Annotated in this window: 25 protein-coding genes and 2 tRNA genes; 16 read left to right on the top strand and 11 right to left on the bottom strand. The window is 68.9% G+C overall.

Features of this window, described 5'->3' with window-relative positions; translation table 11 throughout:
• Positions 1-81: 81 nt before the first annotated feature.
• Positions 82-711, bottom strand: coding sequence for a protein-L-isoaspartate O-methyltransferase family protein (locus VEB62_RS16335; protein ID WP_324802178.1), 630 nt, complete (start codon positions 709-711; stop codon positions 82-84).
• A gap of 151 nt (positions 712-862) precedes the next feature.
• Here VEB62_RS16335 and VEB62_RS16330 point away from each other — a divergent pair.
• Positions 863-936, top strand: a tRNA-Cys gene (locus tag VEB62_RS16330).
• Between the two features lie 229 nt (positions 937-1,165).
• Here VEB62_RS16330 and VEB62_RS16325 read toward each other — a convergent pair.
• The gene (locus tag VEB62_RS16325) at positions 1,166-1,963 is read right to left on the bottom strand and encodes a TrmH family RNA methyltransferase (protein ID WP_324802175.1); all 798 of its coding nucleotides are present in this window, start codon (positions 1,961-1,963) and stop codon (positions 1,166-1,168) included.
• A gap of 68 nt (positions 1,964-2,031) precedes the next feature.
• Between VEB62_RS16325 and VEB62_RS16320 the strand changes: the two genes are divergently transcribed.
• Positions 2,032-2,106 (top strand) — tRNA-Asn (locus VEB62_RS16320).
• A 138-nt stretch (positions 2,107-2,244) separates the two neighbouring features.
• Here the strand turns inward: VEB62_RS16320 and VEB62_RS16315 are convergent.
• Complete coding sequence (locus VEB62_RS16315) at positions 2,245-2,994, bottom strand: hypothetical protein (protein ID WP_324802172.1); 750 nt, start codon at positions 2,992-2,994, stop codon at positions 2,245-2,247.
• 82 nt (positions 2,995-3,076) lie between these two features.
• Here VEB62_RS16315 and VEB62_RS16310 point away from each other — a divergent pair, with 82 nt between their 5' ends.
• The 3 genes from VEB62_RS16310 to VEB62_RS16300 all read left to right on the top strand — a co-directional run bounded on the left by VEB62_RS16310 (position 3,077) and on the right by VEB62_RS16300 (position 4,865).
• A complete protein-coding gene (locus VEB62_RS16310; protein ID WP_324802169.1) occupies positions 3,077-3,679 on the top strand; it encodes an LOG family protein in 603 nt (200 codons plus the stop codon).
• A 124-nt stretch (positions 3,680-3,803) separates the two neighbouring features.
• Complete coding sequence (locus VEB62_RS16305; RefSeq protein ID WP_324802168.1) at positions 3,804-4,094, top strand: DUF8200 family protein; 291 nt, start codon at positions 3,804-3,806, stop codon at positions 4,092-4,094.
• A 330-nt stretch (positions 4,095-4,424) separates the two neighbouring features.
• Positions 4,425-4,865: a hypothetical protein gene (locus tag VEB62_RS16300; protein WP_324802166.1), complete on the top strand. Its 441-nt coding sequence runs from the start codon at positions 4,425-4,427 to the stop codon at positions 4,863-4,865.
• A gap of 101 nt (positions 4,866-4,966) precedes the next feature.
• Here VEB62_RS16300 and gltX read toward each other — a convergent pair whose 3' ends face one another.
• The 3 genes from gltX to VEB62_RS16285 form a co-directional block, all read right to left on the bottom strand.
• A complete protein-coding gene (gene gltX / locus VEB62_RS16295) occupies positions 4,967-6,316 on the bottom strand; it encodes a glutamate--tRNA ligase (RefSeq protein WP_324802163.1) in 1,350 nt (449 codons plus the stop codon).
• Between the two features lie 70 nt (positions 6,317-6,386).
• The gene (gene dksA / locus VEB62_RS16290) at positions 6,387-6,815 is read right to left on the bottom strand and encodes an RNA polymerase-binding protein DksA (RefSeq protein ID WP_324802160.1); all 429 of its coding nucleotides are present in this window, start codon (positions 6,813-6,815) and stop codon (positions 6,387-6,389) included.
• 182 nt (positions 6,816-6,997) lie between these two features.
• Complete coding sequence (locus VEB62_RS16285; protein ID WP_324802158.1) at positions 6,998-7,423, bottom strand: flagellar assembly protein FliX; 426 nt, start codon at positions 7,421-7,423, stop codon at positions 6,998-7,000.
• Positions 7,424-7,606: 183 nt separating this feature from the next.
• Here VEB62_RS16285 and VEB62_RS16280 point away from each other — a divergent pair, with 183 nt between their 5' ends.
• The 3 genes from VEB62_RS16280 to VEB62_RS16270 are packed head-to-tail and all read left to right on the top strand — an operon-like array spanning position 7,607 to position 9,452.
• On the top strand, positions 7,607-8,713 hold the full coding sequence (locus tag VEB62_RS16280) for a flagellar basal body P-ring protein FlgI (RefSeq protein WP_324802155.1): 1,107 nt from the start codon (positions 7,607-7,609) through the stop codon (positions 8,711-8,713).
• Positions 8,714-8,715: 2 nt separating this feature from the next.
• Positions 8,716-9,012: a rod-binding protein gene (locus VEB62_RS16275; protein ID WP_324802152.1), complete on the top strand. Its 297-nt coding sequence runs from the start codon at positions 8,716-8,718 to the stop codon at positions 9,010-9,012.
• A complete protein-coding gene (locus tag VEB62_RS16270) occupies positions 9,009-9,452 on the top strand; it encodes a flagellar basal-body protein FlbY (RefSeq protein ID WP_324802149.1) in 444 nt (147 codons plus the stop codon). The genes VEB62_RS16275 and VEB62_RS16270 overlap by 4 nt, the downstream gene beginning before the upstream one ends.
• On the opposite strand, the gene VEB62_RS16265 is transcribed toward VEB62_RS16270, so the two are convergent.
• Positions 9,436-11,061 carry an ABC-F family ATP-binding cassette domain-containing protein gene (locus VEB62_RS16265; protein ID WP_324802146.1) on the bottom strand — a complete coding sequence of 542 codons (1,626 nt, stop codon included), beginning with the start codon at positions 11,059-11,061 and terminating at the stop codon, positions 9,436-9,438. The two genes, VEB62_RS16270 and VEB62_RS16265, sit on opposite strands and share 17 nt — an antisense overlap.
• A 235-nt stretch (positions 11,062-11,296) precedes the next feature.
• Between VEB62_RS16265 and VEB62_RS16260 the strand changes: the two genes are divergently transcribed.
• Positions 11,297-11,785 (top strand): group III truncated hemoglobin, encoded by a 489-nt coding sequence (locus VEB62_RS16260; protein ID WP_324802143.1) that lies wholly within the window; start codon positions 11,297-11,299, stop codon positions 11,783-11,785.
• Positions 11,786-11,957: 172 nt separating this feature from the next.
• The gene (uvrA, locus tag VEB62_RS16255) at positions 11,958-14,933 is read left to right on the top strand and encodes an excinuclease ABC subunit UvrA (protein ID WP_324802140.1); all 2,976 of its coding nucleotides are present in this window, start codon (positions 11,958-11,960) and stop codon (positions 14,931-14,933) included.
• A 34-nt stretch (positions 14,934-14,967) separates the two neighbouring features.
• On the opposite strand, the gene VEB62_RS16250 is transcribed toward uvrA, so the two are convergent.
• Positions 14,968-15,915 (bottom strand): hypothetical protein, encoded by a 948-nt coding sequence (locus VEB62_RS16250; protein WP_324802138.1) that lies wholly within the window; start codon positions 15,913-15,915, stop codon positions 14,968-14,970.
• 66 nt (positions 15,916-15,981) lie between these two features.
• Here VEB62_RS16250 and trmFO point away from each other — a divergent pair, with 66 nt between their 5' ends.
• Genes trmFO through VEB62_RS16235 form a run of 3 tightly spaced genes read left to right on the top strand, consistent with a single transcriptional unit; the run spans position 15,982 to position 18,718 of the window.
• On the top strand, positions 15,982-17,382 hold the full coding sequence (trmFO, locus tag VEB62_RS16245) for a methylenetetrahydrofolate--tRNA-(uracil(54)-C(5))-methyltransferase (FADH(2)-oxidizing) TrmFO (RefSeq protein WP_324802135.1): 1,401 nt from the start codon (positions 15,982-15,984) through the stop codon (positions 17,380-17,382).
• Entirely contained in the window at positions 17,379-17,849 is a 471-nt protein-coding gene (locus VEB62_RS16240; RefSeq protein WP_324802132.1) for a GNAT family N-acetyltransferase, read from the top strand. The genes trmFO and VEB62_RS16240 overlap by 4 nt, the downstream gene beginning before the upstream one ends.
• Complete coding sequence (locus VEB62_RS16235; RefSeq protein WP_324802130.1) at positions 17,846-18,718, top strand: oxygenase MpaB family protein; 873 nt, start codon at positions 17,846-17,848, stop codon at positions 18,716-18,718. Before VEB62_RS16240 ends, VEB62_RS16235 begins: the two co-directional genes overlap by 4 nt.
• On the opposite strand, the gene VEB62_RS16230 is transcribed toward VEB62_RS16235, so the two are convergent.
• The 3 genes from VEB62_RS16230 to VEB62_RS16220 form a co-directional block, all read right to left on the bottom strand.
• Positions 18,715-19,923: an acyl-CoA dehydrogenase family protein gene (locus tag VEB62_RS16230; RefSeq protein WP_324802127.1), complete on the bottom strand. Its 1,209-nt coding sequence runs from the start codon at positions 19,921-19,923 to the stop codon at positions 18,715-18,717. The two genes, VEB62_RS16235 and VEB62_RS16230, sit on opposite strands and share 4 nt — an antisense overlap.
• A 77-nt stretch (positions 19,924-20,000) precedes the next feature.
• Complete coding sequence (locus tag VEB62_RS16225) at positions 20,001-20,306, bottom strand: SCP2 sterol-binding domain-containing protein (protein ID WP_324802124.1); 306 nt, start codon at positions 20,304-20,306, stop codon at positions 20,001-20,003.
• A gap of 97 nt (positions 20,307-20,403) precedes the next feature.
• Complete coding sequence (locus tag VEB62_RS16220; RefSeq protein WP_324802121.1) at positions 20,404-21,003, bottom strand: hypothetical protein; 600 nt, start codon at positions 21,001-21,003, stop codon at positions 20,404-20,406.
• Between the two features lie 284 nt (positions 21,004-21,287).
• Here VEB62_RS16220 and VEB62_RS16215 point away from each other — a divergent pair, with 284 nt between their 5' ends.
• The 3 genes from VEB62_RS16215 to VEB62_RS16205 all read left to right on the top strand — a co-directional run bounded on the left by VEB62_RS16215 (position 21,288) and on the right by VEB62_RS16205 (position 25,728).
• Positions 21,288-23,390, top strand: a complete 2,103-nt coding sequence (locus VEB62_RS16215; protein WP_324802118.1) for a TonB-dependent receptor — start codon at positions 21,288-21,290, stop codon at positions 23,388-23,390.
• Between the two features lie 7 nt (positions 23,391-23,397).
• Positions 23,398-24,465 (top strand): PepSY-associated TM helix domain-containing protein, encoded by a 1,068-nt coding sequence (locus VEB62_RS16210; protein ID WP_324802115.1) that lies wholly within the window; start codon positions 23,398-23,400, stop codon positions 24,463-24,465.
• Positions 24,466-24,549: 84 nt separating this feature from the next.
• Entirely contained in the window at positions 24,550-25,728 is a 1,179-nt protein-coding gene (locus tag VEB62_RS16205) for a hypothetical protein (RefSeq protein WP_324802112.1), read from the top strand.
• The last annotated feature ends 30 nt before the right edge of the window (positions 25,729-25,758 follow it).

The following is a 25,758-nucleotide window of genomic DNA, read 5'->3' as shown; positions in this document are numbered from 1 at the left end:
CCCATAGGCGTGATGCGGGACGGTTTTCTCCCGCGCCAGTTAAGATTTTTTCACGCGGCCCCAAAGGCGCCAGCGCCCTGGCTACAGGGCGAAGGCGGGCGCCGGCGCAAGCTCCGCAAGCACGGGCGGGGCCGCGTCGAACAGTTCACGCCGCGACAGACCGGACGCGCCTTTCACATACAGAACGGCCTTTCCGCCGGGACCTGCGCGTTCGACCACAGCCAGACGTCCGCCGACCTTGAGCGCGGCCAGCCACGCCTCCGGGCGAACCGGCACGGCCGCCTCGGATACGATGACGTCGTAACCGTCGCCGGCCGCCTGGGTGAAGGGCGCTACAACGCCGTCGACACCGGCCTCGGCCAGGGCGGGAGCCACGATCCCGAGCACTTCGGAATCGGCTTCCTGCGCCGTCACCTTCAGCGCCATCTGCGCGAGGACGGCGGCGGCGTAGGGCGCGGCGATGGCCAGGGCCGTTTCGCCGGCGCGGGGCTCCAGCGCCATCAGCAGCTTGGACAGGTCCCGGGGCAGCATCAGTCTGCGACCGTTGGCGATCTCGGGCTCGATCTCGGCATAGGCGGCGAAGGTGCGTTCGGCGGGAAGGAAACGCTCGCGCGGGACCGCGAGCAGCGCGGCCTGCAGGTCACGGTCCGTGACGTCGTTCACCCGGACCTGACTGTCCACCATGACCTTGCGCGCGGCGGCGAAATCCATCTGTCGTTCGTCCCGAAAAGGCAAAGCGCGGTAACGCGCCGGAAATCTCGCGCGCTTATAGGTCTGTGCGTTGCGGGCGACAATCCGATCTGATAGCGAACGCCCCTCGCGATGGTGAGGTCGTCCCCGGGGTTACTCAGGGGCGGTCCAGGGCCTGATGGCGGAGTGGTTACGCAGAGGACTGCAAATCCTTGCACCCGAGTTCGATTCTCGGTCAGGCCTCCATCGCGATTTTCGGACAATCAGACGGGCGCAGTCATCCAGCCGATGGCCGTGGCCGCGCTCACGGTCGCGGCGACGATCGTGACGGCGACGGCGACACGCGCGTTGCGGTTCACGAAGAACAGAATGCTGCCGAACATAACCAGCTCCAGGACCCCGACACAGCGCCATAACCAGCGGCGCTCATCAAGGCATACGAGGAGCTAATCGCGGATTGGTGAACACTTCTCGCCTATCGCGTGAAATGATGCAGGGCGATGGCCCCCGCAGTCGCCACATTGAGGGAATCGAAGCCGCCGGACATCGGAATGCCGACCGTCTCGCAGCGGTCGATCAGCTGAGTCGGCAGACCCGGCCCTTCCGCCCCGAGCAGGATGGCCGTCCGCCCGCCCCGCGGCGCGAGGTGCAGCGGAGAGGGCGAAGCGGGGGTCATGGCCAGGACGCGGAAACCCGCCGCCTTCAGACCGTCGATCGTCTCGCCCGCATCGAGCCCCGCCACCATCGGCGTGCGCAGGACGGCGCCGACCGAGACCCGGATGGCCTTGCGGTAGAAGGGATCGCAGCACAGATCGTCGAGCAGCACCGCACCGGCCCCGAAGGCGGCGGCGGTGCGGAATATGCCGCCCATGTTGTCGTGATTGCCGATCCCGCAGGCCAGCACCACGACGACGTCTTCGGGCAGTCCGGCCAGCACCCCGGCCAGCGGACGCCGCGTGGGCTTCTCGCCCAGGGCCAGGATGCCCCGGTGAAGATGAAAGCCGGCGACGCCGTCCAGCACCGGTTGCGGGGCCGAATACACCGGCGTCTCCGGCGGCAGGGCCGCGAGCGCGTCCGACAGCGCCGTGAGCCGCTTTTCGGCGATCAGGACCGCGACCGGACGGCACAGCGACGCCGGCGAGGCGAGCACCCGCAGCACCACCTCGCCCTCGGCCACGAACAGGCCCTGACGGCCAGTCAGGTCCCGTTCGCGGATATCGCGGAAGGCGGCGACGCGGGCGTCCGTCGGATCGTCGATGGGGATTACGGCCAATCGGATATTTCCCGTTGCGTGAGGCTGACTCGCGCTGCTATAGCGCCCGCCTTCCCGAGAGGAAGTGTTCCGCGGTAGCTCAGTGGTAGAGCAGCCGACTGTTAATCGGCTGGTCGTAGGTTCGAATCCTACCCGCGGAGCCACTCTCCCGATCCCCACGATCGACAAGAAAAAAGCCCGACGCGAGCGCCGGGCTGAAGTGGTTCGGTGATGGTGGGTGTCCTCGAACAAGGAAGACGCCCCCTCGTTCAGCTGAATTGGTAAACGGAACGTAAACCATCTCAGGGGCCCGCCGGGTCGGGCAGCCAGGTCGACTGGCGAGCGCCGCCCGGCCCCGTCCAGCCGATGCGCCACCCCGATCCGGTTTGTTCAACCGTGAGCTCCCGCGACGGCGCAGCCTCGCCCGGCCAGATGAAATCGCGCCCCGTGACCCGGACCTGGTCCGGACCGCCGTGGGGGGCCAGCATGACGCTCCAGCGGCCTTGGGCGTCGGGCGCGACCTGCACGGTTTCGCCGCCGCTCAGCACCTCGATCCGGGCCGTGCCCGGGCCGGCGCGGCCGGAGGCCAGCCGCATGCGACCGTCGCTGTCGATCGCCCCGAGCGCCGGGGCGGCGTCCAGCCGGCGGGTCGGACCGCCCGGGCGAAGCACGACGATCGGCCCCTGCCCGGCCGCCAGGATCAACAGGCGGTCCGGCGACGGCGCGGTGTCCTGGCCGACCTGGGTTTCCGGCCGGAGCAAGAGGTGTTCGGCCGGCGCGGCCACGCGAATCTCGAAGCGGCCCTGCGGGTCGGCCGACGCCGCGAAGGCCGCGCCCTCGTCGCTGCGCAGCACCACCCGCGCTTGCGGCTCAGCGACGCCGGACACCACAAGAGCGGAGCCGGCCCGCTCCACGCGTTCGATGACGGGAGGGCGGGTCCAGTCCCCCGCCGCCTCGGCGCCGGCCTTGTCCTGTGCGGGCGGCGCCGGAGAACAGGCCGCCGCGCCGCCCGCGAGCACGGCCGCGACCATGGACAATATCGCCCGTTTCATACTGCCTCTCCGCCCGTTAGGAGTGTCGACCCAGATAGCGCGGCGGGACGCCGGCTGTCTTTCACTGTCTTCACGAGGCTCCATGTCGTCGCCCGCCACCATTCAGCCGTTCGACGGCAAGTCGGTCTGTCTGTTCTGCGGTTCGTCCGAGACCGTCCATCCGAACTATCTGGCGGCGGCGCGGGCGTTCGGCGAGCAGACGGCCAGGGCGGGCTGGCGGCTGGTCTACGGCGGCGGGGGCGTGGGCCTGATGGGAGCATCCGCGCGCGCGGCGCACGCCGCCGGCGGGCGGGTGCTGGGGGTGATGCCGGGCTTCCTGCGCAGCCGCGAGCGGCTGTTCGACGAGGTCGAAACCCTCGTGGTGCCGTCGATGCACGAGCGCAAGACCATCATGTACGACCAGTCGGACGCCTTCGTGGTCGCGCCCGGCGGCGTCGGCACGCTGGAAGAAGCGATCGAAATCCTCTCCTGGAAGCGGCTGGATCTGCATGCCAAGCCGGTCATCTTTCTGAATATCAACGGCTTCTGGGACGCGCTGCTGGCGGTCATGGACCACAGCATCGAGGAGGGCATGACGCCAGCCTCCTTCAAGCAGGCGTGGGTCGTCTGCAACACGGTGGAGGCGGCGATCGAGGTCCTTGGCGCCTCTGACGAAATGCCTCACTTGCAACATGATCAGCGATAAGTAATCACTGGTCAGTCAGTGTTCGTGCGTCTCTTTTGAAAACGCATCTTGACAGTTGCGTATGAAAACGGACACTGGCGTCGCCGGGCGGATCCACGCCCCTGCCATCTTCGGAGACCTTCCCATGCGTGCTCTGCTTATCGCCGCGGCCATGCTCGTCGCCGCCCCGGCCGTCGCCCAGGCCCCCGTCTCGAGCGCCGTGCTCGCCGACGCGTCGAAGGCTCCCGCCGCCCGCACCATCATCGACGGCGCCGCCTGGCGCTGCGAAGGCGCGACCTGCACCGCCAACGGCGGCGCCAACCAGCCCGCCCCGCGCGCCTGCCGCCGGGTCGTGGCCCGCTTCGGCCCCGTGACCGCCTTCAGCTACAAGGGCGTCGATCTGACCTCCGAGCAACTGGCCGCCTGCAACGCCTGATCGGGGCGCGGTCGCTGACGCCAAAAGGGCCGCCTCCGTCCGGGAGCGGCCTTTTTGATGTCCGGCAAGGTCCGGCCCAGCGCCGCGGCGCGTCGGGCATCGTCGCGATTCCGCGCGAGTCGGAGACGTCACTCCGTCCTCCATCCGCCCCAATGTCCTAGACCCGCCGGATGCGGCGGTTCCACCGCTGGGCGTGACACCGCCTCACGGCGACCACGGCCTCCGCCAGCGCCGCCTGACGAACCGGATTCGCTGAACCGGATTCGCTCTCGTGTTTCCCGGACGCTTCGCGTAGCCTTGTTCTCTCATCTGGAGCGGAGGGCGGCTGTCATGAAGTACGGGATCATTGCTGGAGCGGTGGTGTTGGCGGGTGTCGCCGGCTGGGCGGCCGCGCAGACCAGCGGGAGGCCGCAGCCGGCCCCAGCGCCCCGGGTCGCGATCGATCAGGTGGCGGTGCTCGCGGCGCGTGTCCAGGAACTGCAGACCCGGGTGCAGACGCTGGAAAACGCCAACGAGATTCAGGGCGGCACGATCCTTGAGCTCATGCTTTTTCGCAACACGACCAACGGCGCGATCGCGGCGATGACCCAGAAGCAGGCCGAGGCCAAGCAGCGCTTCGACACCCACACCCACGGCTATGAGTATCCGAACCTCGTGTGGAACAATAGCAGCTTTGTCACCGAGTCACATGTCAGCGGCGACGAGAAGGACCTCGCGAGCTACATTTCGGTGTGGGTCCCGCGTCAGGAGACGACAAGCGCGCCGAAATAGGCTGCGGTCGGACGCGGGGACAAAGGGGCCCTGCGGCCAACGAGCGAGCCCTGATCCACGAGCCGCCCCTCCCGCGATCGGGAGGGGCGGACAAGGACGTCTCAGGCGGTCTCGCCCCGCAGCCGCCTCTCGATCCGCTCACGACCGATCATGGGCACCAGCGTAGCCATGTCCGGACCGCGCTCCTGGCCGGTCAGGATGTGGCGCAGCGGCATGAACAGGGCCTTGCCCCTGGCGCCCGTGGCCTCCTTGACGGCGTTGGTCCAGACCGACCACGCGTCGGGGCCGATCTCGGCTGGCAGCACGGCGAGGGCGGCGGCGGCGAAGGCGGGGTCCTCGATCATCGGCGTGACCGGACCGCTGATCATCCGTTCCAGATCAACTACATCCGCAAACTTCTGAAGGTTCGGACGCAGGGCGTTCCAGACACCCTCGCCCATGTCCGAGCCCAGCGCCGCCAGCCTCGACTGGGCCGTCGCATAGTCCATAGTGTGCAGGGCCTGGGCGTTCAGCCGGTCGAGATCGGCGGTGTCGTAGCGGGCCGGCGAGCGGCCCATCTTCGAGAACGAGAAGGTCGCGCCCAGGGCCTCGATGGAGGGGGCGACCTCGAGCGGATCGGAGGTGCCGATGCGGCCGAGGTGGCTGGTGATGGCGATCGGCTCATAGCCGTGGTCGCGCATCTCGGCGATCGACAGGGAGCCCAGACGCTTGGACAGGGCGTGGCCGTCGGCGCCGACCAGCAGAGGCATGTGGGCGAAGGCCGGAACCGGTCCGCCGAGTGCTTCGAAGATCTCGATCTGGGCGCCGGTGTTGGTGACGTGGTCCTCGCCGCGGATCACATGGGTGATGGCCATGTCGATGTCGTCGACCACCGACGGCAGGGTGTAGAGGAACAGGCCGTCCTCACGCACGAGGACCGGGTCCGACATCGAGGCCGTGTCGACCTCGGCGCGGCCGCGCGACAGGTCCTCCCAGGCGACGCGCTTGCCGTCGAGCTTGAAGCGCCAGTGCGGGCGGCGGCCCTCGGCCTCGTAGGCCGCCTTCTCGGCATCGGTCAGATCCAGCGCGGCGCGGTCGTAGATCGGCGGCAGACCGCGCGACAGCTGCACCTTGCGCCGCCGGTCGAGCTCCTCCGAGGTTTCGTAGCAGGCGTAGAGCCGGCCCGAGGCCTTCAGGCGGGCGGCGGCCTCCTCGTACCGGTCGAACCGCTTCGACTGGTTGTAGCGCTCGTCCCAGACCAGACCGAGCCAGGTCAGGTCGTCCTCGATGCCCTGTTCGAACTCGGCCGTGGATCGGGCAAGGTCGGTGTCGTCAATGCGCAGGACGAAGGCGCCGCCCTGCCCCCCGATCCGCGCGTTCCGTGCGAACATCCAGTTCACCAGCGCGGTGCGCACATTGCCTACGTGCAGCTTACCCGTCGGCGACGGGGCGAAACGAACCTTGACGGACATGGGGTGACCTTGAAACGCGAGGCGCGGTAGGTCGCCCTACCGGGCGGTCAAGTCAAGGCGCGGCGGCGGCTCAGTCGTCGCGGTGGACCCGCTCGCGGCGCTCGTGCCGCTCCTGGGCCTCGACCGAGAGGGTCGCGGTCGGGCGGGCTTCCAGCCGGCCGAGGCTGATCGGCTCGCCGGTCTCCTCGCAGTAGCCGTAGGAGCCGTCCTCGATACGGCGCAGCGCCTCGTCGATCTTGGAGATCAGCTTGCGCTGGCGGTCCCGGGTCCGCAACTCCAGCGCGCGGTCGGATTCCGATGACGCCCGGTCGACGAGATCCGGATGATTTTCCGTCTCCGCCTTCAGGTTGACCACCGTGCCCTTGGACTCGCGAAGGATTTCGTCCTTCCAGGCCAGGAGTTTGGCCTTGAAGTAGGCCAGCTGCCGTTCATTCATGAACGGCTCGTCCTCGGACGGCCGATAGTCGTTCGGCTCGATCACAGACGCCAATGCGTTCATCGCACTCACGCTTTCAACAGCGCCCCCCTGTGGCGCAGTGCATGCCTATAGGGACGCCGGAGAGTCGCGGCAACAACGCTCGCGCGAGCGTGACCAGCGATTGCCCCGGTCGACGACCGAGCGTGACATTTCTTCATCACTCCGTGCTCGCCGCGCCCGCTTTCGCGAAAGATTTCGCCGATTTATGCTGCATTGCGGCGAAGATCAGCCTTGGCCAGCTCAACCGCGGCCCTGAGGTCGATCTGGGCGAGCAGGCTGTTCAGGGCCGGATCGGCGTCGATCGGACGCTCCTCGCGCAGGCCGCGGCCGAGGCGCTCCAGCGTCCCCTCCCCGGCTTCCCCCGCCAGCAAGGCCAGCTTCAGTTCGTCCAGCCGGTCCAGCAGGCCGCCGCCGCGACGCAGGGCGCGACGCCGACGCTCGGTGGCGTCCTCGACTCCCTGCAGGGCCATAAGGGCCGAGACGCCCGCCACGCCCGACACCGAGGCGGCGGCCGCCGGGGCGCCGGCGGGCGCCCCGGCCCCCGGCGAGGGGACAGAGAAGCCCCCCGATGCTTTCGCGGGGCGGGCTCCCTGGGAGGTAGACGGACCGGATGGGCCGGTGACCTTCATGGATTGCGACTCCAGGACATGCCGGACCATCGTCGGCGCAGCGTGACCGTTTGGTTAACGGCCCGGCAGTTTCTGCCGCATCGATCCAGCCGGGTCGGCGGTCTTGGATTGAATTCACTGAACTTTCTGGTTGGCACGGCGCTGGCATCGCAGCGGGCACAACAGTTCGCGGACACCGTACCGATGCAGAAACTGCTCGCCTCCCTCCTGACCGCCGCCGCCGTGGCCGGCCTCGCGGCCCCCGCGATGGCGCAGTCCCGGATCAAGGACATCGCCGCCGTCGAGGGCGTGCGCACCAACCAGTTGGTCGGCTACGGACTGGTCGTCGGGCTGAACGGCACCGGCGACAGCCTGCGCAACTGCCCGTTCACCCGCCAGTCGCTGGAGGGGATGACCGAGCGGCTGGGCGTCAACATCCGCGGCTCCAACGCCAATTCCAAGAACATGGCGGCGATCATGGTGACGGCCGAGTTGCCGCCGTTCTCCACGCCCGGGTCGCGCATCGACGTCAGCGTCTCGTCGATGTGCGACGCCAAGAGCCTGCTGGGCGGCACCCTGCTGGTGACCAGCCTGCAGGGCGCCGACGGCGAGGTCTATGCGGTGGCGCAGGGCTCGATCCAGACCGGCGCGGTGTCGGCGTCGGGCGCCTCGGGCTCATCGGTGACGCGCGGCGTGCCCACGGCCGGCCGGATCGCCTCGGGAGCCACGGTCGAGCGCGAGACGGGCTTCCAGCTGGCCAATATGAACGAGGTGCGGCTGACGCTGCGCAACCCGGACTTCACCACGGCCCAGCGGGTCGCCGCCGCCATCAACCAGGTCTATCCGAACGCGGCCCTCGCCGAGAACGGCACCGTCATCGCCCTGCGCTCGCCGGGCCAGATGGGCATGGCCGGCTTCATCAGCCGGGTCGAGAACCTGCCGGTGCAGGTCGACGCGCCGGCCAAGGTGATCATCGACGAGGTCAACGGCGTCATCGTCATGGGCGAGGCGGTGCGGGTCTCAACCGTGGCCATCGCCCAAGGCAATCTGACCGTCTCGGTGCAGGAAACGCCGATGGTCAGCCAGCCGGAACCGTTCAGCCGCGGCGGCGAGACGGTGGTCGTGCCCCAGTCGGACGTGTCGGTCGAGGAAGACCTGGGCCGCCAGATGCGAATCATCGGCGGCGGGGCGTCCCTGTCCGACCTGGTCAACGGCCTGAACGCCCTGGGCGTCAGCCCGCGAGACATGATCAGCATCCTGCAGGCCATCAAGGCGGCGGGCGCGCTGCAGGCCGACATCGAGGTGATGTGAGGATGAGCGACCTGGCCGTTCCCCCCGTCCTGCCCCAGTCGGTTCCGTCCGCGCCCGCGGCGACCGCCCGGATGCGCGAGACGGCCGAGGCGTTCGAGGCCTCCTTCCTGGCGCAGATGCTGAAACCGATGTTCGAAGGCCTGTCGACCGAGGCCCCATTCGGCGGCGGCGAGGCCGAGGGCACGTGGCGCGGCTTCATGATCGAGGCCATGGCCAAACAGACGGTCAAGGCCGGCGGCATAGGCCTGGCCGACCAGGTCGTCGCCCAGATGCTGAAGATGCAGGAGCAAGCGCAGTGACCGGTACCGCCACCCTCAACGCCACCGCCCGTGTCCGGCAGCTGATCGACCTGACCGACCGGCTCACCGCCAGTCTGGGCGCGGAAGCCAGGGCGTTCGAGGCGCATCGGCCGCAGGACGCCGCCGCCACCCTGGCGGGCACCCAGGACCTCGCCAACGCCTACCGGCGCGAGTCGGCGCAGGTGAAGGCCAACCCCGGCGTGCTGGCGGCGGCGCCGGCGAGCGAACGCACCGCCCTGATCCGGGCCACCGAGGCGTTCGAGGCCATCCTGACCCGCCACTCGCGGGCTATAGAGGCGGCGCGGATCATCTCCGAAGGGCTGGTCCAGACCATCGCCGCCGAGGTCGCGGCCCAGCGCGGCAGCCCGTCGGCCTATGGTTCCAGCGGGCGCGCCAACGCGGGCGACGGCCGGGCCGTGGCGTTCAATCGCACGGCCTGAGTTCGATCGTTCGCTCCACACCGATCGCCTGCAGGAAATCCGGATCATGGCTGACCACGACGATGGCGCCGTCATAGGCCCGGAGCGCCACCTCGACCGCGGCGATCGAGTCGAGGTCCAGATGGTTGGTCGGCTCGTCGAGGATCAGCAGCTGCGGCGGTCGGGCCCCCGTCATGACGCAGGCCAGCGCCGCCCTCAGCCGCTCGCCGCCTGACAGCGTTCCGACTACCCGCTGCGCCGCCGTATTGCGGAACAGGAAACGGGCCAGCGCCGCGTGCGCCTCGTTGGGCGTCGCCCCGGGGTTGAGGCGGCGGTACGCCTCGATCAGGGTCTCGTCCGGCCGGAGCAGGGCCGTTTCCTGATCGAGCAGCGCAGCCGCGACGGGACGCTCGACCCGACCGGCGGCCGGCTCGAGGCCGCCTGACATCAGCCGCAGCAGGGTGGTCTTGCCGGCGCCGTTGGGACCGGTGACCGCCACCCGCTCCGGTCCGGTCAGCGACAGCGAGACCGGGCCCACGACGCGCCGCCCGCCCGGCGCGTCCCAGACGGCCCCGTCGAGCGCCAGAACGGTCTTCCCGGCGGCCAGCCCCGTGGACGGCATCGGAATGCTCATCGCCCGGACCCGCTCGACCCGCTCGCGCGCCGCGTTGAGCCCGGCCTCGGCTTCCGCCACCCGCCGCTGGGCCAGCAGGGTTTCGCGGGCGCCCGAGTTCTCGGCCCGCTCGGCCATCGCGCCGAGCAGGATCTTCGGCTCCGACTTCTTCGCCGCGAAGGCCCGCCCCGCCCTGTCGCGTCTCGCCTTCTTCTCAAGGGCTTTCCGGCTCTCGCGCCTGGCCCGGCCGGCGCTCTGTTCGGCCAGGTCGAGATCGCGCTCGGCTGCCGCCCGCTCGGCCGCCTTGCGCTCGGCATAGAGGTCATAGTCGCCCCCGTAGACCGCCGCGCCCATGCCCGACAGCTCGACGATCCGGTCCATGCGCCGCAGCAGGGCCCGGTCGTGGCTGACCACCACGGCCCCGCCCGTCCAGCGGGCGAGCAGGTCGGCGATGGCGGCGCGGCCGTCGGCATCGAGATGGTTGGTCGGCTCGTCAAGCACCAGCAGGTCGGGCTGCTCCAGCAGCAGGGCCGCCAGCCGGACGCGGGTCTGCTCGCCGCCGCTGAGACTGGCGGCCGGGCGATCGGGATCGAGACCGGGCAAGCCGACCTCCGCCAACGCGGTTTCAATCCGGCCCTCCAGCGTCCAGTCGGCGGCTGCGAGGTCGTCGGCCCCGCCCTCGCCCGCAAGCACCCGCCGCACCACGGCCATGGCGGGGGTGACGCCCAGCAGGTCGGAGACGGCTTCATCCGCCCCGGGCTCGCGCCGCTGCTCCAGCCAGCCGACCTTCCCTGCGCGCGAGACGGAACCCTCAACGGGCATGGCGACGCCGGCCACGAGGCGCGCCAGCGTGGTCTTGCCGACGCCGTTACGGCCGACGAGGCCCGTGCGTTCGCGCCCGAAGGCGAGGCTCAGGTCAGAAAATAGGGTGCGGCCGTCAGGCGTCCGGACCGCGACGCGATCGAGCGTCACGAATGCGGATGGGGACGGGCTTGGGACGAGGCTGGGTGAGGACATGGACCAACGCGAGCAGCGAGGCGGAAAGGGCGAAACCAATTCCCAGTGCGCTGATCATGTTCGTCGGGCCTCCGGTAAACCTACTCCAGGAGCGCAGGATGGGTGGGAAGCCCGGGCTTCGCAAGTTATTTCGAGGACAGGAATCGCTGACGAAGCCGTTACCGGTGGAGCCCCGGTACGTGCTGCGACCCCGCGGCGGCTGGTTTCAACGGCCCTGGCGCACTAGATGGCGGGCATGAACCACCCCGCCGATCCACAGGACGCCGCCGGTCGCCGCGCGGCCATGGTCGAACAGATTCAGGCCGAAACCGGGATCGACGAAGTGCTGATCGCCCACCTCGTCGACGGCTTCTACGACCGCGTGCGCGCCGATCCCCTGATCGGTCCGGTGTTCAACGACCGCATCAAGGACTGGGGCCCGCACCTCGAGCAGATGCGGCTGTTCTGGTCGTCGGTGGCGCTGATGAGCGGCGTCTATCACGGGCGGCCGATGCCGAAGCATCTGCCCCTGCCGGTCGACGCGCGCCATTTCGACCGCTGGCTGGAGTTGTTCGAGGGAGCGGCGCGCGACCTGTGCCCGCCCGCCGCCGCCGACCATTTCATCGAACGCGCCCGCCGCATCGCCGAGAGCCTGGAACTGGGCGTCGCGGGGGCCAACGGCGTGCGGCCGGGCAAGGGGGAGCGCTATCTACGGCCGGCGGAGGCGTGGACGCCGGCGGACTGAACGCGGCGGCCAGGCGGCCTGCTGCCAGAAACTGGCAGCAGACTGGCGTAACGGGCCTTCTGTTCCTACAATGTTCTTGCTGAATCCCGCGAACCAATCCCCATATAGCGCTGTCGCGCCGGACCCTCCCCGGCCCCTCCGCGTTCCCCGGACTCCCAAGCCTTCAGGCCTCATGACCGAAAAGCACAACTTCATCCGCGTGCGCGGCGCGCGCGAACACAATCTCAAGGGCGTCGATCTCGACATCCCGCGCGAGCAGCTGGTGGTGATGACCGGCCTGTCGGGCTCGGGCAAGTCGTCGCTGGCGTTCGACACCATCTACGCAGAGGGCCAGCGCCGCTACGTGGAGAGCCTGTCGGCCTATGCGCGCCAGTTCCTGGAGCTGATGGGCAAGCCGGACGTGGACCTGATCGAGGGCCTGTCGCCGGCCATCTCGATCGAGCAGAAGACGACCTCGAAGAACCCGCGTTCGACCGTGGGCACGGTGACCGAGATTCACGACTACATGCGCCTGCTGTGGGCTCGGGTGGGCGTGCCCTATTCGCCGGCGACGGGGTTGCCGATCGAGAGCCAGACCATCTCGATGATGGTCGACAAGCTGAACGCCCTGCCTGAGGGCGAACGGCTGCTGCTGCTGGCTCCGGTCGTGCGCGGCCGCAAGGGCGAGTACCGCAAGGAGATCGCCGAATGGCAACGCTCGGGCTTCCAGCGCCTGAAGATCGACGGCCAGTTCTACGCCATCGAGGACGCGCCGACGCTCGACAAGAAGTTCAAGCACGACATCGACATCGTCGTGGACCGGATCGTCACCAAGCCGGGGCTGGAGAGCCGCTACGCCGACAGCCTGCAGACCGCGCTGGGCCTCGCCGACGGCATCGCCGTGGCGGAATGGGCCAATGCACCGGAAGGCGAGGCTCCGCGCCGGCTGACCTTTTCCGAGAAATTCGCCTGCCCGGTCTCCGGCTTCACCATCAGCGAGATCGAGCCGCGGCTGTTCTCGTTCAATAATCCCTTCGGGGCCTGCCCGACCTGTGACGGCCTCGGGGTCAAGCTGGCGTTCGACGCCGATCTGGTCATCCCGGACCGCGACAAGACCCTGCACAAGGGCGCGGTCGCGCCGTGGTCGCGCGGCCCGTCCCCGCTCTACACCCAGACCCTGCAGTCGCTCAGCCGCCACTACGGCTTCTCGATGGACAAGCCGTGGCGCGAACTGCCGGAGCAGGCGCAGCAGGTGATCCTGCACGGCACCGGCGCCGAGAAGATCAAGTTCCGCTACGACGACAACGCCCGCACCTACGAGGTGTCCAAGGCGTTCGAGGGCGTGCTGCCGAACCTCGAACGCCGCTGGCGGGAGACCGACTCGTCCTGGGTGCGCGAGGAGCTGGGCCGATTCCAGTCCGAGACGCCCTGCGAGGCCTGCGGCGGCAAGCGGCTGAAGCCCGAGGCGCTGGCGGTCAAGGTCGCCGGCACGGATATCGCCGAGGTGTCATGGCTGTCGATCAAGCACGCCCACGAATGGTTCACCGCGCTGGCGGACAAGCTGACTGACAAGCAGATGGAGATCGGCCGCCGCATCCTGAAGGAGATCACCGACCGGCTGCGCTTCCTTAACAACGTCGGACTCGACTATCTCAGCCTGTCGCGTGCATCAGGCACCCTGTCGGGCGGCGAAAGCCAGCGCATCCGGCTGGCGTCGCAGATCGGCTCGGGCCTGACCGGCGTGCTGTACGTGCTCGACGAACCGTCCATCGGCCTCCATCAACGCGACAACTCCCGCCTGCTGGAAAGCCTGCGCGGCCTGCGCGACCTCGGCAACTCCGTGCTGGTGGTCGAGCACGACGAGGAGGCCATCCTGACGGCCGACTACGTCATCGACATGGGCCCCGCCGCCGGCATCCACGGCGGCGAGGTCTGCGCCCAGGGAACGCCGGCCGACGTCATGGCCAATCCGAACTCGCTGACCGGCAAATACCTGACCGGCGAGCGAGAGATCGAGTTGCCGCCGGAAGGGCGGCGCCCCGTCGACCGCAAGCGGATGCTGAAGATCAGCGGCGCCACCGGCAACAATCTGAAGAATGTCACGGGCGAGATCCCCGGCGGGCTGTTCACCTGCGTCACCGGCGTGTCCGGCGGCGGCAAGTCTACCTTCACGATCGAGACCCTGTACAAGGCCGCCGCGCGCCGGCTGCACAACGCGTCCGACGCCCCGGCGCCCTTCGACCGCATCGAGGGGCTGGAGCTGTTCGACAAGGTCATCGACATCGACCAGAGCCCGATCGGCCGCACCCCCCGCTCGAACCCCGCCACCTACACCGGCGCCTTCGGCCCGATTCGCGACTGGTACGCCGGCCTGCCGGAGTCCAAGGCGCGCGGCTACGGCCCCGGCCGCTTCAGCTTCAACGTCAAGGGTGGGCGCTGCGAGGCCTGTCAGGGCGACGGCCTTATCAAGATCGAGATGCATTTCCTGCCCGACGTCTACGTCACCTGCGACGTCTGCAAGGGCCGGCGCTACAACCGCGAGACGCTGGAAATCGTCTTCAAGGGCAAGAGCATATCTGACGTTCTGGACATGACGGTTGAGGAAGCCGCCAGCTTCTTCAAGGCCGTGCCGTCGATCCGCGACAAAATGCTGACCCTGAACCGGGTCGGGCTCGGTTACGTCAAGGTCGGGCAATCGGCGACGACGCTGTCGGGCGGTGAGGCGCAGCGGGTCAAGCTGTCCAAGGAGCTGTCGAAACGGGCGACCGGCAAGACCCTGTACATCCTCGACGAGCCGACGACCGGCCTGCATTTCGAGGATACCCGCAAGCTGCTGGAGGTGCTGCAGGAGCTGGTCGACAACGGCAACACCATCGTGGTGATCGAGCACAATCTCGACGTCATCAAGGTGGCCGACTGGCTGATCGATTTCGGACCCGAGGGCGGCGACGGCGGCGGCGAGATCGTCGCGGTCGGCACCCCCGAGCAGGTCGCGTCCAACCCGAAGAGCTGGACCGGCAAATACCTCAAGGAGGTGCTGGACCGGCACGAGGTCCGCCGCAAGGCGCGGGTGGCGAGCCTGTCCAGCCGGGCGGCGGCGGAGGACAAGCCCGCGCGGGCGAAGAAGCGCGCCGAGGCCATCGCTTCGGAGACGGCCTCCACCCCGTGATCATCGGCCTCGCGGGGCGAGAACCGCGACGCCGTCAGCCGACGTTGGCGTCCGCCCCTCCACCGGCGATCTCGCGGTAGGCGACCGCCGGGGGCGCCAGGAAGATCGCATAGGTCAGGGCCGAGAACAGCGAGCTGATCACGAGATTGGCGATAATTCCCGCGGTGAAGAAGGCCGCTACCGAGGAATAATCCGGCTGCATCGACTCGACCATCTCCAGGAACGTCGAGCCGCCGCCGCCGCCGACGGCCATTATGACCGCCATGCTGATTGCGCCGCCCAGCAGGGATACCAGGATGCCCAGAATGCCGGCCACGATGTAACAGCCCAGCAGCGACCAGAAATGCCCTTTGGTCGCTCGCCACGATTCGAAGATGCGAATGCGACCCTCGCTGAAGGTCATCGGCCCCGCGAAGGAAAACCGGGTCCAGAACGCCAGGCTGACGAAGATCATGCCGATATACATCACCACGATCAGAACGCCGACGAGAAGGACGGCGCCGATGCCGCCATCCCCGCTCGCGCCGGCCACGGCTCCGATCACTGCGCCAATGATCCCGATTACGATCACGCAAGCGATGCTCACCACCAGACTGAGAAGGCCCAGCACCAGCAGCACCACCGCCATGCGCAGTTCGGTAGCGCCCAGCCGCAGATAGCCGAACGCCGACTCGGCGGGTCTCAGCACCGTCCGGTACACAGCCGAGGTGAAGATCGAGAACACCAGCAGGGCGACCGGGATGATGAACGCATAGAGCAGTCCGATCTGCCCGATCATGGCCATGGCTTCGGCCGGATCGTTGTTCGGCGTCCGGCTCATGGCCATGAACTCATTCATGGTTCCGCCGAACAGGGCGACCATGCCGACCGCGGCCAGCAAGCTGATCAGCAGCGACGCCGCCGCCCAGATCAGCATGGCCTTCGGCTTCTCGCGCGCGATGCGGAAGCCCTCAAGCGCCGCGTCCATTGCCTGAAACGCCATAAATCCCTCCCCCGGTTGAACGCCCCAGCCTAGCCCAGCCCGCGCCCCCCGGCTAGAAGCCAGCCCATGACCTCCTCCCCCTCCCCTGTTCACGTGATCGGCGGCGGCCTCGCCGGTTCCGAGGCCGCCTGGCAGGTCGCCAGCGCCGGCGTGCCCGTGATCCTGCACGAGATGCGCGGCGTTCCGGGCGTCAAGACCGACGCCCATCACACCGACGGCCTGGCCGAGCTTGTCTGCTCCAACTCGTTCCGCTCGGACGACTGGGAATACAACGCAGTCGGCCTGCTGCACGCCGAGATGCGCGCGCTGGACTCGGTGTTCATGGCCTGCGGCGACGCCAATCAGGTGCCCGCGGGCGGGGCGCTGGCCGTGGACCGCGAGGGCTTCTCGCAAGCCGTGACCGCGAAGCTCGAGGCCCATCCGCTGGTCACCATCGTGCGCGAGGAGATCGCCGGCCTGCCGCCGGAGGACTGGGACAATGTCATCGTCGCCACAGGCCCCCTGACATCCCCGGCCCTCGCCGACGCCATCCTGAGGACCACGGGCGAGGAGAGCCTGAGCTTCTTCGACGCCATCGCGCCTATCGTCCACGCCGAGTCGATCGACTTCGACATCGCCTGGCGGCAGTCGCGCTACGACAAGGAAGGGCCGGGCGGGGACGCGGCCGCCTACGTCAACTGCCCCATGGACAAAGCCCAGTACGAGGCCTTCATCGACGCCCTGCTGGCCGGGCCGAAGGCGGAGTTCAAGGAGTGGGAGAACGTCCCCTATTTCGACGGCTGCCTGCCCATCGAGGTCATGGCCGAGCGCGGCCGCGAGACCTTGCGCCACGGCCCGATGAAGCCCGTCGGCCTGACCAATCCGCGCGACCCGCAGGTCAAGGCGTACGCCATCGTCCAGCTGCGACAGGACAATGCGCTGGGGACGCTGTTCAACATGGTCGGCTTCCAGACCAAGCTGAAACACGGCGCCCAGGCCGAGATCTTCCGCATGATCCCGGGCCTGCAGGACGCCCAGTTCGCCCGGCTGGGCGGCCTGCACCGCAACACCTTCCTCAACTCGCCGAAGCTGCTGGACCGGCAGCTGCGCCTGAAGGCGATGCCGCGGCTGCGTTTCGCCGGGCAGGTGACGGGGGTCGAGGGTTATGTCGAGAGCGCCGCCATGGGCCTGCTGACCGGCCGCCTGGCGGCGGCCGAACGCCTCGGTCGTTCGCTCGAGGCCCCGCCCGCCTGCACCGCCATGGGCGCCCTGGTCGAGCACATCACCGGCGGCCATCTGGAGGGCCCCGGCGGCATCTCCAAATTCCAGCCGATGAACATCAACTACGGCCTGCTGCCGCCGCTGGAGGCGCCGAAGGTCGACGCCGAGGGCAGGCGGATCAACCCGAAGGACCGCGGGCGGGCGAAGAAGCGGCTGATGAGCGAACGGGCTATGGAAGCCCTGAAAGGCTGGCGCGACGCCGAATGACATTCGAGATCAGAACTGATGACCTCGGCCACCCGTCCACGCGGGCGCTGCTGGCCCTGCATCTGCGAGGGATGCAGGCGAATTCCCCCTCGGACGCGGTGTTCGCCCTGGATCTGTCGGGCCTGCAACAGCCGGATATCACCGTCTGGACGGCCTGGCGCGACGAGCACGCGGTCGGCGTCGCCGCTCTTCGCCGCCTTGGGGACGACCAGGCGGAGCTCAAGTCGATGCGGACACATCCCGATTGGCTGCGTCAGGGTGTGGCCGCGGGCCTGCTGGAGCACGTGATCGCCGAGGCACGCGCCAGCGGGATACGACGGCTGAGTCTCGAAACCGGTAGCGGCCCCGCCTTCGAGCCGGCGCTCGCCCTCTACCGGCGACGCGGCTTCGCCAACGGCGAGGCGTTCGGCAGCTACGAGGCGAGCCCGTTCAACCAGTTCCTGCATCTCGACCTCACGCCGGAATGATTCGCAGCCACACCAAGGCAATGATCCGCCGCCGGATCACCGAGGTCTTCAACGACGCCTCGAAGGGCGAGCGGCCTGTGCTGCGCCGCGCCGATGCCCTGTTCCCGCCGGACTCGGTGGCGTGGAAGGTCAACGGCGACGTGACCACCATGATGATCGGGGGCGTCTCGGGCCTTCTGCTGCAGATGCTGCATCCGGCGGTGCTGGCCGGGGTGTGGGATCATTCGGACTTCCGGGCCGATATGCATGGGCGGCTGCGGCGGACGGCCAAGTTCATCGCCGTGACCACCTACGACCATGCCGACGCGGGCCGGGCGGCTATCGACAAGGTCAACCGCATCCACGGCAAGCTCGGCGGCGTCCTGCCAGACGGCACGCCCTATCGGGTCACCGATCCGGAGTTGCTGGCCTGGGTGCATGTGACCGAGACGATCAGCTTCCTCGACGCCTGGATCCGCTATGCCGAGCCGGACATGCCGCGGGCGGAGCAGGACGCCTATTTCCACGAGATGGCGCGGATCGGCGAGGCGCTGGGCGCCGATCCCCTGCCCCGCAGCCGTGCGGAGGCCGAGGCGCTGATCCAGTCGTTCCGCCCAAGGCTGCGCGCCGACGTCCGAACGCACGAGGTGGCGGCCATGGTCATGCGCCAGACCATCGGCGCACCGACCGTCGATCTCGCCGCCGGGCTGATCATGCAGGCCGGGATGGACCTGCTGCCCGACTGGGCTCGCGCCATGCACGCCCAGCCGCGGCGGCTGCCCCGGACGCTGGTGCGAACCGGCGCCCTGTCGACGGCCCGATTCCTGCGCTGGGCCTTCGAAGGCTCGCCCAACCGGCGGGTGCATCCGAAGGACGTGACCGCCTTCTAGCCGCCCCGACCGCCGTGCTTCGCATACTCCAGCCGCGCCACGGTGCGGTTATGGACTTCGTCGGGGCCGTCGGCGATGCGCAGGGTCCGGACCATGGCGTACATCTCGGCCAGCGGCGTGTCGGATGATACGCCCGCTCCGCCGAAGGCCTGGATGGCGTCGTCGATGACCTGAAGCGCCATGCGCGGGGCCGCGACCTTGATCTGGGCGATCTCGGACTTGGCGTTTTTGGCTCCGGCCTCGTCCATCAGCCAGGCGGCCTTGAGCACGAGCAGGCGGCACATCTCGATATTGGTGCGAGCCTCGCCGACGCGCTGTTCCCAGACCGAATGCTCGGCCAGCGCCTTGCGAAAGGCGGTGCGCGACAGCAGGCGCTGGACCATCAGCTCCAGGGCGCGCTCGGCCACGCCGATCACGCGCATGCAGTGGTGGATGCGGCCCGGCCCGAGGCGGCCCTGGGCGATCTCGAAGCCCCGGCCCTCGCCGGCGATCAGGTTTTCGACCGGGACGCGGACGTTCTCCAGCACCACTTCGGCGTGACCGATCGGGCGCTCGTCATAGCCGAAGACCGAAAGCATGCGCTCGACCCGGAAGCCGGGGGTATCGACCGGGACGATGATCTGGCTCTGCTGGGCGTGGGTGGCGGCGTCGGGGTCGGTCTTGCCCATGACGATGGTCACCGCGACGTTGGGGTGGGCCATGTTGGTCGACCACCATTTACGGCCGTTGATCACATAGTGGTCGCCATCGCGCACGATGCGGGTCTGGATGTTGGTGGCGTCCGACGAGGCGACTTCGGGCTCGGTCATCAGGAAGGCCGAACGGATCTCGCCGGCCATGAGCGGCTTGAGCCAGCGCGCCTGCTGGTCGGCGTTTCCGTACATATGGAGCACCTCCATATTGCCGGTGTCGGGGGCGTTGCAGTTGAACACCTCGGCCGACCACAGATGGCGGCCCATCAGCTCGGCCAACGGGGCGTATTCGAGGTTGGTCAGGCCGGCGCCGTGGTCGCCGGGCAGGAACATGTTCCACAGGCCGGCTTCGCGCGCCCGGGCCTTCATCTCCTCCATGGCGGGCGGCTGGCGGGTATGGTCCGCGCGGACCTGGGCCCGGTACTCTTCCTCGCGTGGCAGGACGTGGTCGTCGAGGAAGCGCCGCACCCGCTCCTGCCAGTGCAGGGCCCTCTCGCTGTGCCGGAATTCCATGGTCGTGCTCCGATGCGAAAACGGCGCGGCCCCGTTGGAGCCGCGCCGCTGAAAAGATCAGTTCGCCGTCATGCGCCTCAGCGCTTCAGCAGCGGGGCCAGTTTCTGGGCGATCATCATGTCGCCGGCGATCTTCAGCTTGCCTTGCATGAAGGCCATCATCGGATCGAGCTGGCCGTTCGACAGGGCCATGAAGTCATCCCAGCCGATTGAGACCGTGGCGTCGGCGGGCTTGTCCTCGTTGGTCACGGTGTTCGGGACCGAGGCGCCGTCGATGAAGATCTTGCCGGTGTCGCCGAGGTCGATCTTCACGGTCTTGCCCAGACCGGAGTTGTCGCCCACGGCGCCGCGGATGTGTTCGGTGACTTGGGCCAGGTCGGCCATGGTGCGTCTCCTGAAAGGGTTGAGCCTTCGACCTAGACCGCGCGGGCGCGCGTGCCAAGATCACGCAGGGGAAGGCAGACGGTCGCGCCGGACGACTTTACTGGACGAACCCGACCGGGGCCGGATCGCGGACGTCATAGTCGCCATAGGGATCCGGCGGCTCATCCCGTCCGAGTCGGCGTTCGATCTCGCGACGTTCCCAGGCGCGGCCGTCCGCCTCGGCCTGTTCAAGGCGACGCTGCTCCGGACCTTGCGCCTCGGGCTGCCGCTCCATCGCCTCGAGGCGCGCGCGGCGGGCCTCCCGTTCGGCCCGGTAGTCGCGACCGGGGGCGTCGAAGCCGAACCAGCGGCCCTCGTCCTCCGGCGCCGCGGCCGCCGGTTCAGGCGCGGGCCGTCGGGGGAAAAGCGAGTCGGCGAAGGCGCGCCACGGCGGGGTTGGGGACACGGGCGGCGGCGGCTCGGCCCAATCGTCCCAGTCCGTCTGGTAGGCCCACTCGTCCAGCGCCGCCGGCGGTGGGGCCGGCACGCCCTGGAAACCGTTGACCAGTTCGCCGACATCGATCAGCGCGCCGGGCCGTATCTCTGTATCAGACGGCTGGACCAGTTCGATCTTCAGCGGGCCGTCCGGCCCGACCGGCTCGGGTCCGGGCAATTCCATGGAGCGGAGGCCGATCAGGCCGATCGCCACGACGGTCACCGCCGACAGGGCGTGGAGTCGGCCGGCATGCCCGCGCGATCGTCGGGCGGGCGGGCGAGGCGGTTCAGGAGGGGTGTTGGCATGCAGGTACATGGGAACCTGGGGAGGAATTGTCCCCTGTCGAAATCCCCACTGTCCCCTGTAAAAGTCCCCAGCGCCCATCCGGTTCACCTGAGCCGTGAGCAGGGCCGCAATTGCGAGTGCGATTGACTTGCAATTGATCACGTGCTGGAAGGCGCTCCCCTCGTCTTTTCCGTGGTTTCATCGTGTCCCAACGCCTGCTTGTGTCCGTCTCCGCCGCCAGCCTCCTGATCGCCCTTCCGGCCATCGCGCAGGAGGCCGAGCCCGCGGTGCTGGACGAGGTCGTCGTCACCGCCTCCCGGATCGAGGCGCCACGCTCGGCCCTGGCCGCCACGATCGAGGTTCTCGACGCCCGGGCCATCGAGCAGCAGACCGCCCTCGCCGCCTCCGCGGTGGACATTGTCTCGGCCCTGGTGCCGTCCTTCTCGCCGACCCGGCAGAAGCTGTCGGGCTTCGGCGAGACCCTGCGGGGCCGCTCGGCGCTGTATCTGGTCGACGGGGTGCCGCAGTCGACGCCGCTGCGTGACGACAGCCGCGACGGCTACACCATCGATCCCTTCTTCATCGACCGGGTCGAGGTCATCTTCGGCTCCAACGCCATCCAGGGCATCGGCGCCACCGGGGGTGTGGTCAACTACGTCACGGCCCGCAAGCCGTCCGAGGCCGAGGGCCTGACGGGGCGAATGATGGCCCAGGTCACAACCGATGACGAGATCAGGGGCGACGGCGTCGGCTACAAGCTGGCCGGCATCGGCGGGCAGGATTTCGGCGCGTTCGACCTGACCCTCGGTGCGGCGTTCGAGACCCGCGGCGCCTACTACGACGCCGAAAGCCGCCGCATCGGTTTCGACGGCGCCCAGGGCGAGGTGCAGGACTCCCAGGCACTGTCGTTCTTCGGCCGCGCCGGCTGGGACCTGGGCGACGACCGGCGGCTGGAGGGCTGGATCAATCGCTTCCATCTCGAGGGTGACGGGGACTATGTCACCGTGGCCGGAAACCGGGCCACCGGCTTGCCGACCGGCGCCGTACGCGGCGCCCCCGAGGGCCATCAACCCTCCAACGAGGTGACGTCCGCGGCCCTGAGCTACACCGACCGCGCCCTGTTCGGCGGCGTGTTCCGGGCGCAGCTGTTCGCACACGACTATGCGGGCGTGTTCGGCGGGGGCCGTTTCCCCACCTTCCAGGATCCGGCCATCGCACCGATGGGAACCCTGTTCGACCAATCGGCGAACAACTCGGAGAAGCTGGGTTTCAAAATCGACTGGCAGGGCGACGTTCCCGGGATGACGGGGCTGAAGGCCCTGATCGGCGTCGACGGCCTGCGCGACCAGACCTATCAGGAGCTGGTGCTGACCGGGCGCAACTGGGTGCCGGAAACCGCCTATGAGAGCCTGTCGCCCTTCCTGCAGCTGAACCAGTCGCTGCTCGCCGACCGCCTGACCCTGTCCGCCGGGGTGCGTCATGAATCGGCGAAGCTGAAGGTCGACGACTTCGAAACCCTCTACTTCTATGGCCGGCAGGCCGTCGCGGGCGGGGAACCGGGCTTCGAGGAGACGCTGTTCAACATCGGCGCGACCTATGAAGTGACGCCTGGACTGCTGGTCTACGGCTCGTTCGCCCAAGGCTTCACCATGGCCGACGTCGGCCGCGTGCTCCGCGGCATCAACCTTCCGAACCAGGACGTCGATACCTTCCTCGATCTTGAGCCGGTCGTGTCCGATAACGCCGAAGTGGGCGTCGAATACCGGGGCGAGCGGATCGAGCTGTCCGCCGCCGTATTCCGCTCGGAGGCCGAACGCGGCTCGCTCCTCGTGAGCAGCGGCGGCGTGTTCGAGGTTCAGCGCCGCGCCACGCGCATCGATGGACTGGAACTGAAGGGCCAATGGCGCGCGACCGACGCCTTCACCATCGGCGGCAGCTATGCGGCCCTCGACGGCCGCAGCGCCAGCGTCGAGAACGGCCCCCTCAACCGCGACCTGGACGGCGCCAACATCTCACCCGATCGCGTGCTGCTGTGGGGCGAATACGAGGCGGGCCCGGTCGCCCTGCGGCTGCAGGCCCAGACCTTCCTCGAACGCGAGTTCGAGGGCGATCCCGACCCCCGGAACGCGTTCGAGGGCTATACGGTCCTGGACGCTCTTGCCCGATACAAGGCCGGGTTCGGCACAGTGTCGCTGGGGGTGCAGAACCTGCTGGACGAGCAGTACATCTCATACTTCTCGGACACCCAGGGGCCTGCCGACAACGATCGCTACTTCGCCGGGCGCGGTCGCACCGCGACCCTGACGCTGACCCGGAGTTTCTAGGCCGGTGATGGGCGCGATCCGCACGGTGCACGCCTGGGCCGGGGCCGCACTGGCGGTGCTGGCCATCGTGTTCGGCCTGACCGGGTCGCTGCTGGTGTTCGAGGACGACTGGATCCGCGCCAGCGTGCCGGCGGCGCGGGCGCCTGTCGACCTCGACACCGCCCGCCTCGGCGCGGCGCTGGAGGCGATCGAGGCGGCCGAGCCACGGGTGAAGACCGTCGTCCTGCCCGCCGGCGTCGTCGGCGCCCACCGCCTGTACCTGCCCGACGAGGGCTTCGCCTACGCCGATGCGGGCGGGGCCGTAGTCGAACGCTGGCGCGGCGCCGCTCGGGCCGAGACCTTCGTCTTCGACCTGCATCACGAACTGCTGGCGGGCCATGCGGGCAAGCTGGTCGCGGGCGGCGCGGGACTCGCTCTCGTGCTGATGGTGCTGACCGGGATGATCGTCTGGATTCCCGCCTGGCGCGCCACGGGCTGGCGGATGTGGCCCCGCAGCGGCGCCCGGCGCGAACTGATCGGCAGTCATCGCAACCTCGGCCTGATCTTCACCCTGCCCCTGCTGCTGTTCTCGCTCACCGGCGCCGCCATCGTCTTTCACGGGACGACCCAGGCCCTGCTCAATGGCGGCCCGCCTCCGACGCCGCCCGCGCCCGCCGTGAGCCAGGGTGACATCGACTGGACCGCGGCCCTGACCGCCGCCCGCGCCCGCTTCCCCGACGCCGCTCCCCGCATGGTCAGCTGGCCAGCCGCCCCCGGCAAGCCGGCGACGCTGCGGATGCGTCAGCCGGGCGAATGGCACCCGAACGGCCGCACCACCGTGACCATCGATCCCGCCACGAGCGAGGTCGTTGCGGCGATGGACGCCAACCGGCTCGGAGACGGGCTTCGGGTCTACAACGCCCTCTATCCGGTGCACGCCGCGTCGGTCGGCGGCTGGCTGTACGAGTTGGTGACGGTGCTGAGCGGCCTGGCCATGGCGGGGCTCGGCGGCGTGGGCCTGTGGGCCTTCCTCGGTCACCGGTTCGGCCGAACAGGCCTGGCCGCGCGTCGGCGGCCGCTCCCCCAAACTCTTTAGAAGATTGAAGCACCTTTAGGCGTACCGAAGGTTGAGGAGCGGCGTCGGTTGCCGCGGAAATCCTCCTCGGCATCGAGTTAAAGGATGACGGCAACAGCCTGTTTGCGGGTGTCCCTGGACGCCAACCGGACCGACATCCCGCTCGAGTCCCTGGGACCCCTTGTCGCCAAATACACCAACGCCTTCCTGGAAGTGCGCTGGTGCTGGCCGCGCACCTTCGACCTCCTCACCCATTACTGCTTCCGGTTGACGGATCCCCGCACCGGCGAACTCGACACCATTGAGCTCGCCCGCCTGTCGGATGAATTGGAAACGCGCCTGTTCGGCACGGCCTCGGCCGAGGCTCTGACCCTCCTGCTGTTCCAAGGCTCGGAAGAGGCCATGCGGGAGTTCTCCGCCCTGTCCGCCGACGCCGTCGCCGAGCTCATGTCCAGTGGTCGAAGCATGCCGGGCGGTGGCCGGCTGAGCCGGATCGCCCCGGACGGCAGTCTCAGCCCGATACCGCCCGAAATGGTCCACAGGGCCCCGTTCAGGGCTGAGGCGCCGCCGCCCCGGGAGGCGGTCCAGGGCATCTACTTCCCAAGCCGCCAGTTGTTCGTCGGCGACGTCCTCAGCAGCACCCCGACCGAGTCGGAAGTTCATATCAGCGTGGCCGACGGGCGGGAGCATCAGCCGCGCGACGCGGTGGAGTTCGACAACGCCTGCCTGCTCGTCGCCTTGCGACTCATCAACAAGGGCGGCCTCAAGGCCCCGCTCTACCTGCCCGTCTCCTTCACCAAGCTGATGCGACCGACCATGCGCGCCGGCTATGCGGAATTGCTCCACGTCCTGCCGCAGTCCGCACGCCCAAGCCTCGCCGCCGCCGTCTACGACGTTCCGCGGGTAATGTCCTACCAGGCGCTGTTGACCCTCCAGCACGTGCTCGGCGAGCATTTCTCGGCCATCGACCTGCAGACGGCCGACCCCGGGTTCGAGGTTCTCCAGTTCAGCACCCAGGCGGTCCGGAGCGTGACCCTCGTCCTCCCCGACGCCCGGCAGGACGCCCGCCTGGCCGCCCTTCGCCGGTTCGGCGCCCGCTCGACCGAGTTCAGGCGCCGTCAGATCTGGACCGGCGTCACCAACATCCGCACCCGGAAAGAACGGAACCTGGCGCTGGAGCTCCGCGTGCCGTTCATCACCGGACCCGCTGTCTGCCGGCTTCAGACGCACCCTCTCGGCGGCACCCCCTGGGCTTTCGAGAACCTCCCGGCCCGCAGCGCCTGAGATTCGCTTCGCCCCCGCCCCCAGCGTAAA

The organism is Brevundimonas sp. (genome assembly GCF_035626975.1).
In the GTDB taxonomy this organism is placed as follows: Bacteria; Pseudomonadota; Alphaproteobacteria; order Caulobacterales; family Caulobacteraceae; genus Brevundimonas.
Note: the sequence above shows the minus strand (reverse complement) of the source record. Positions and strands in the feature narration are given on the sequence as shown.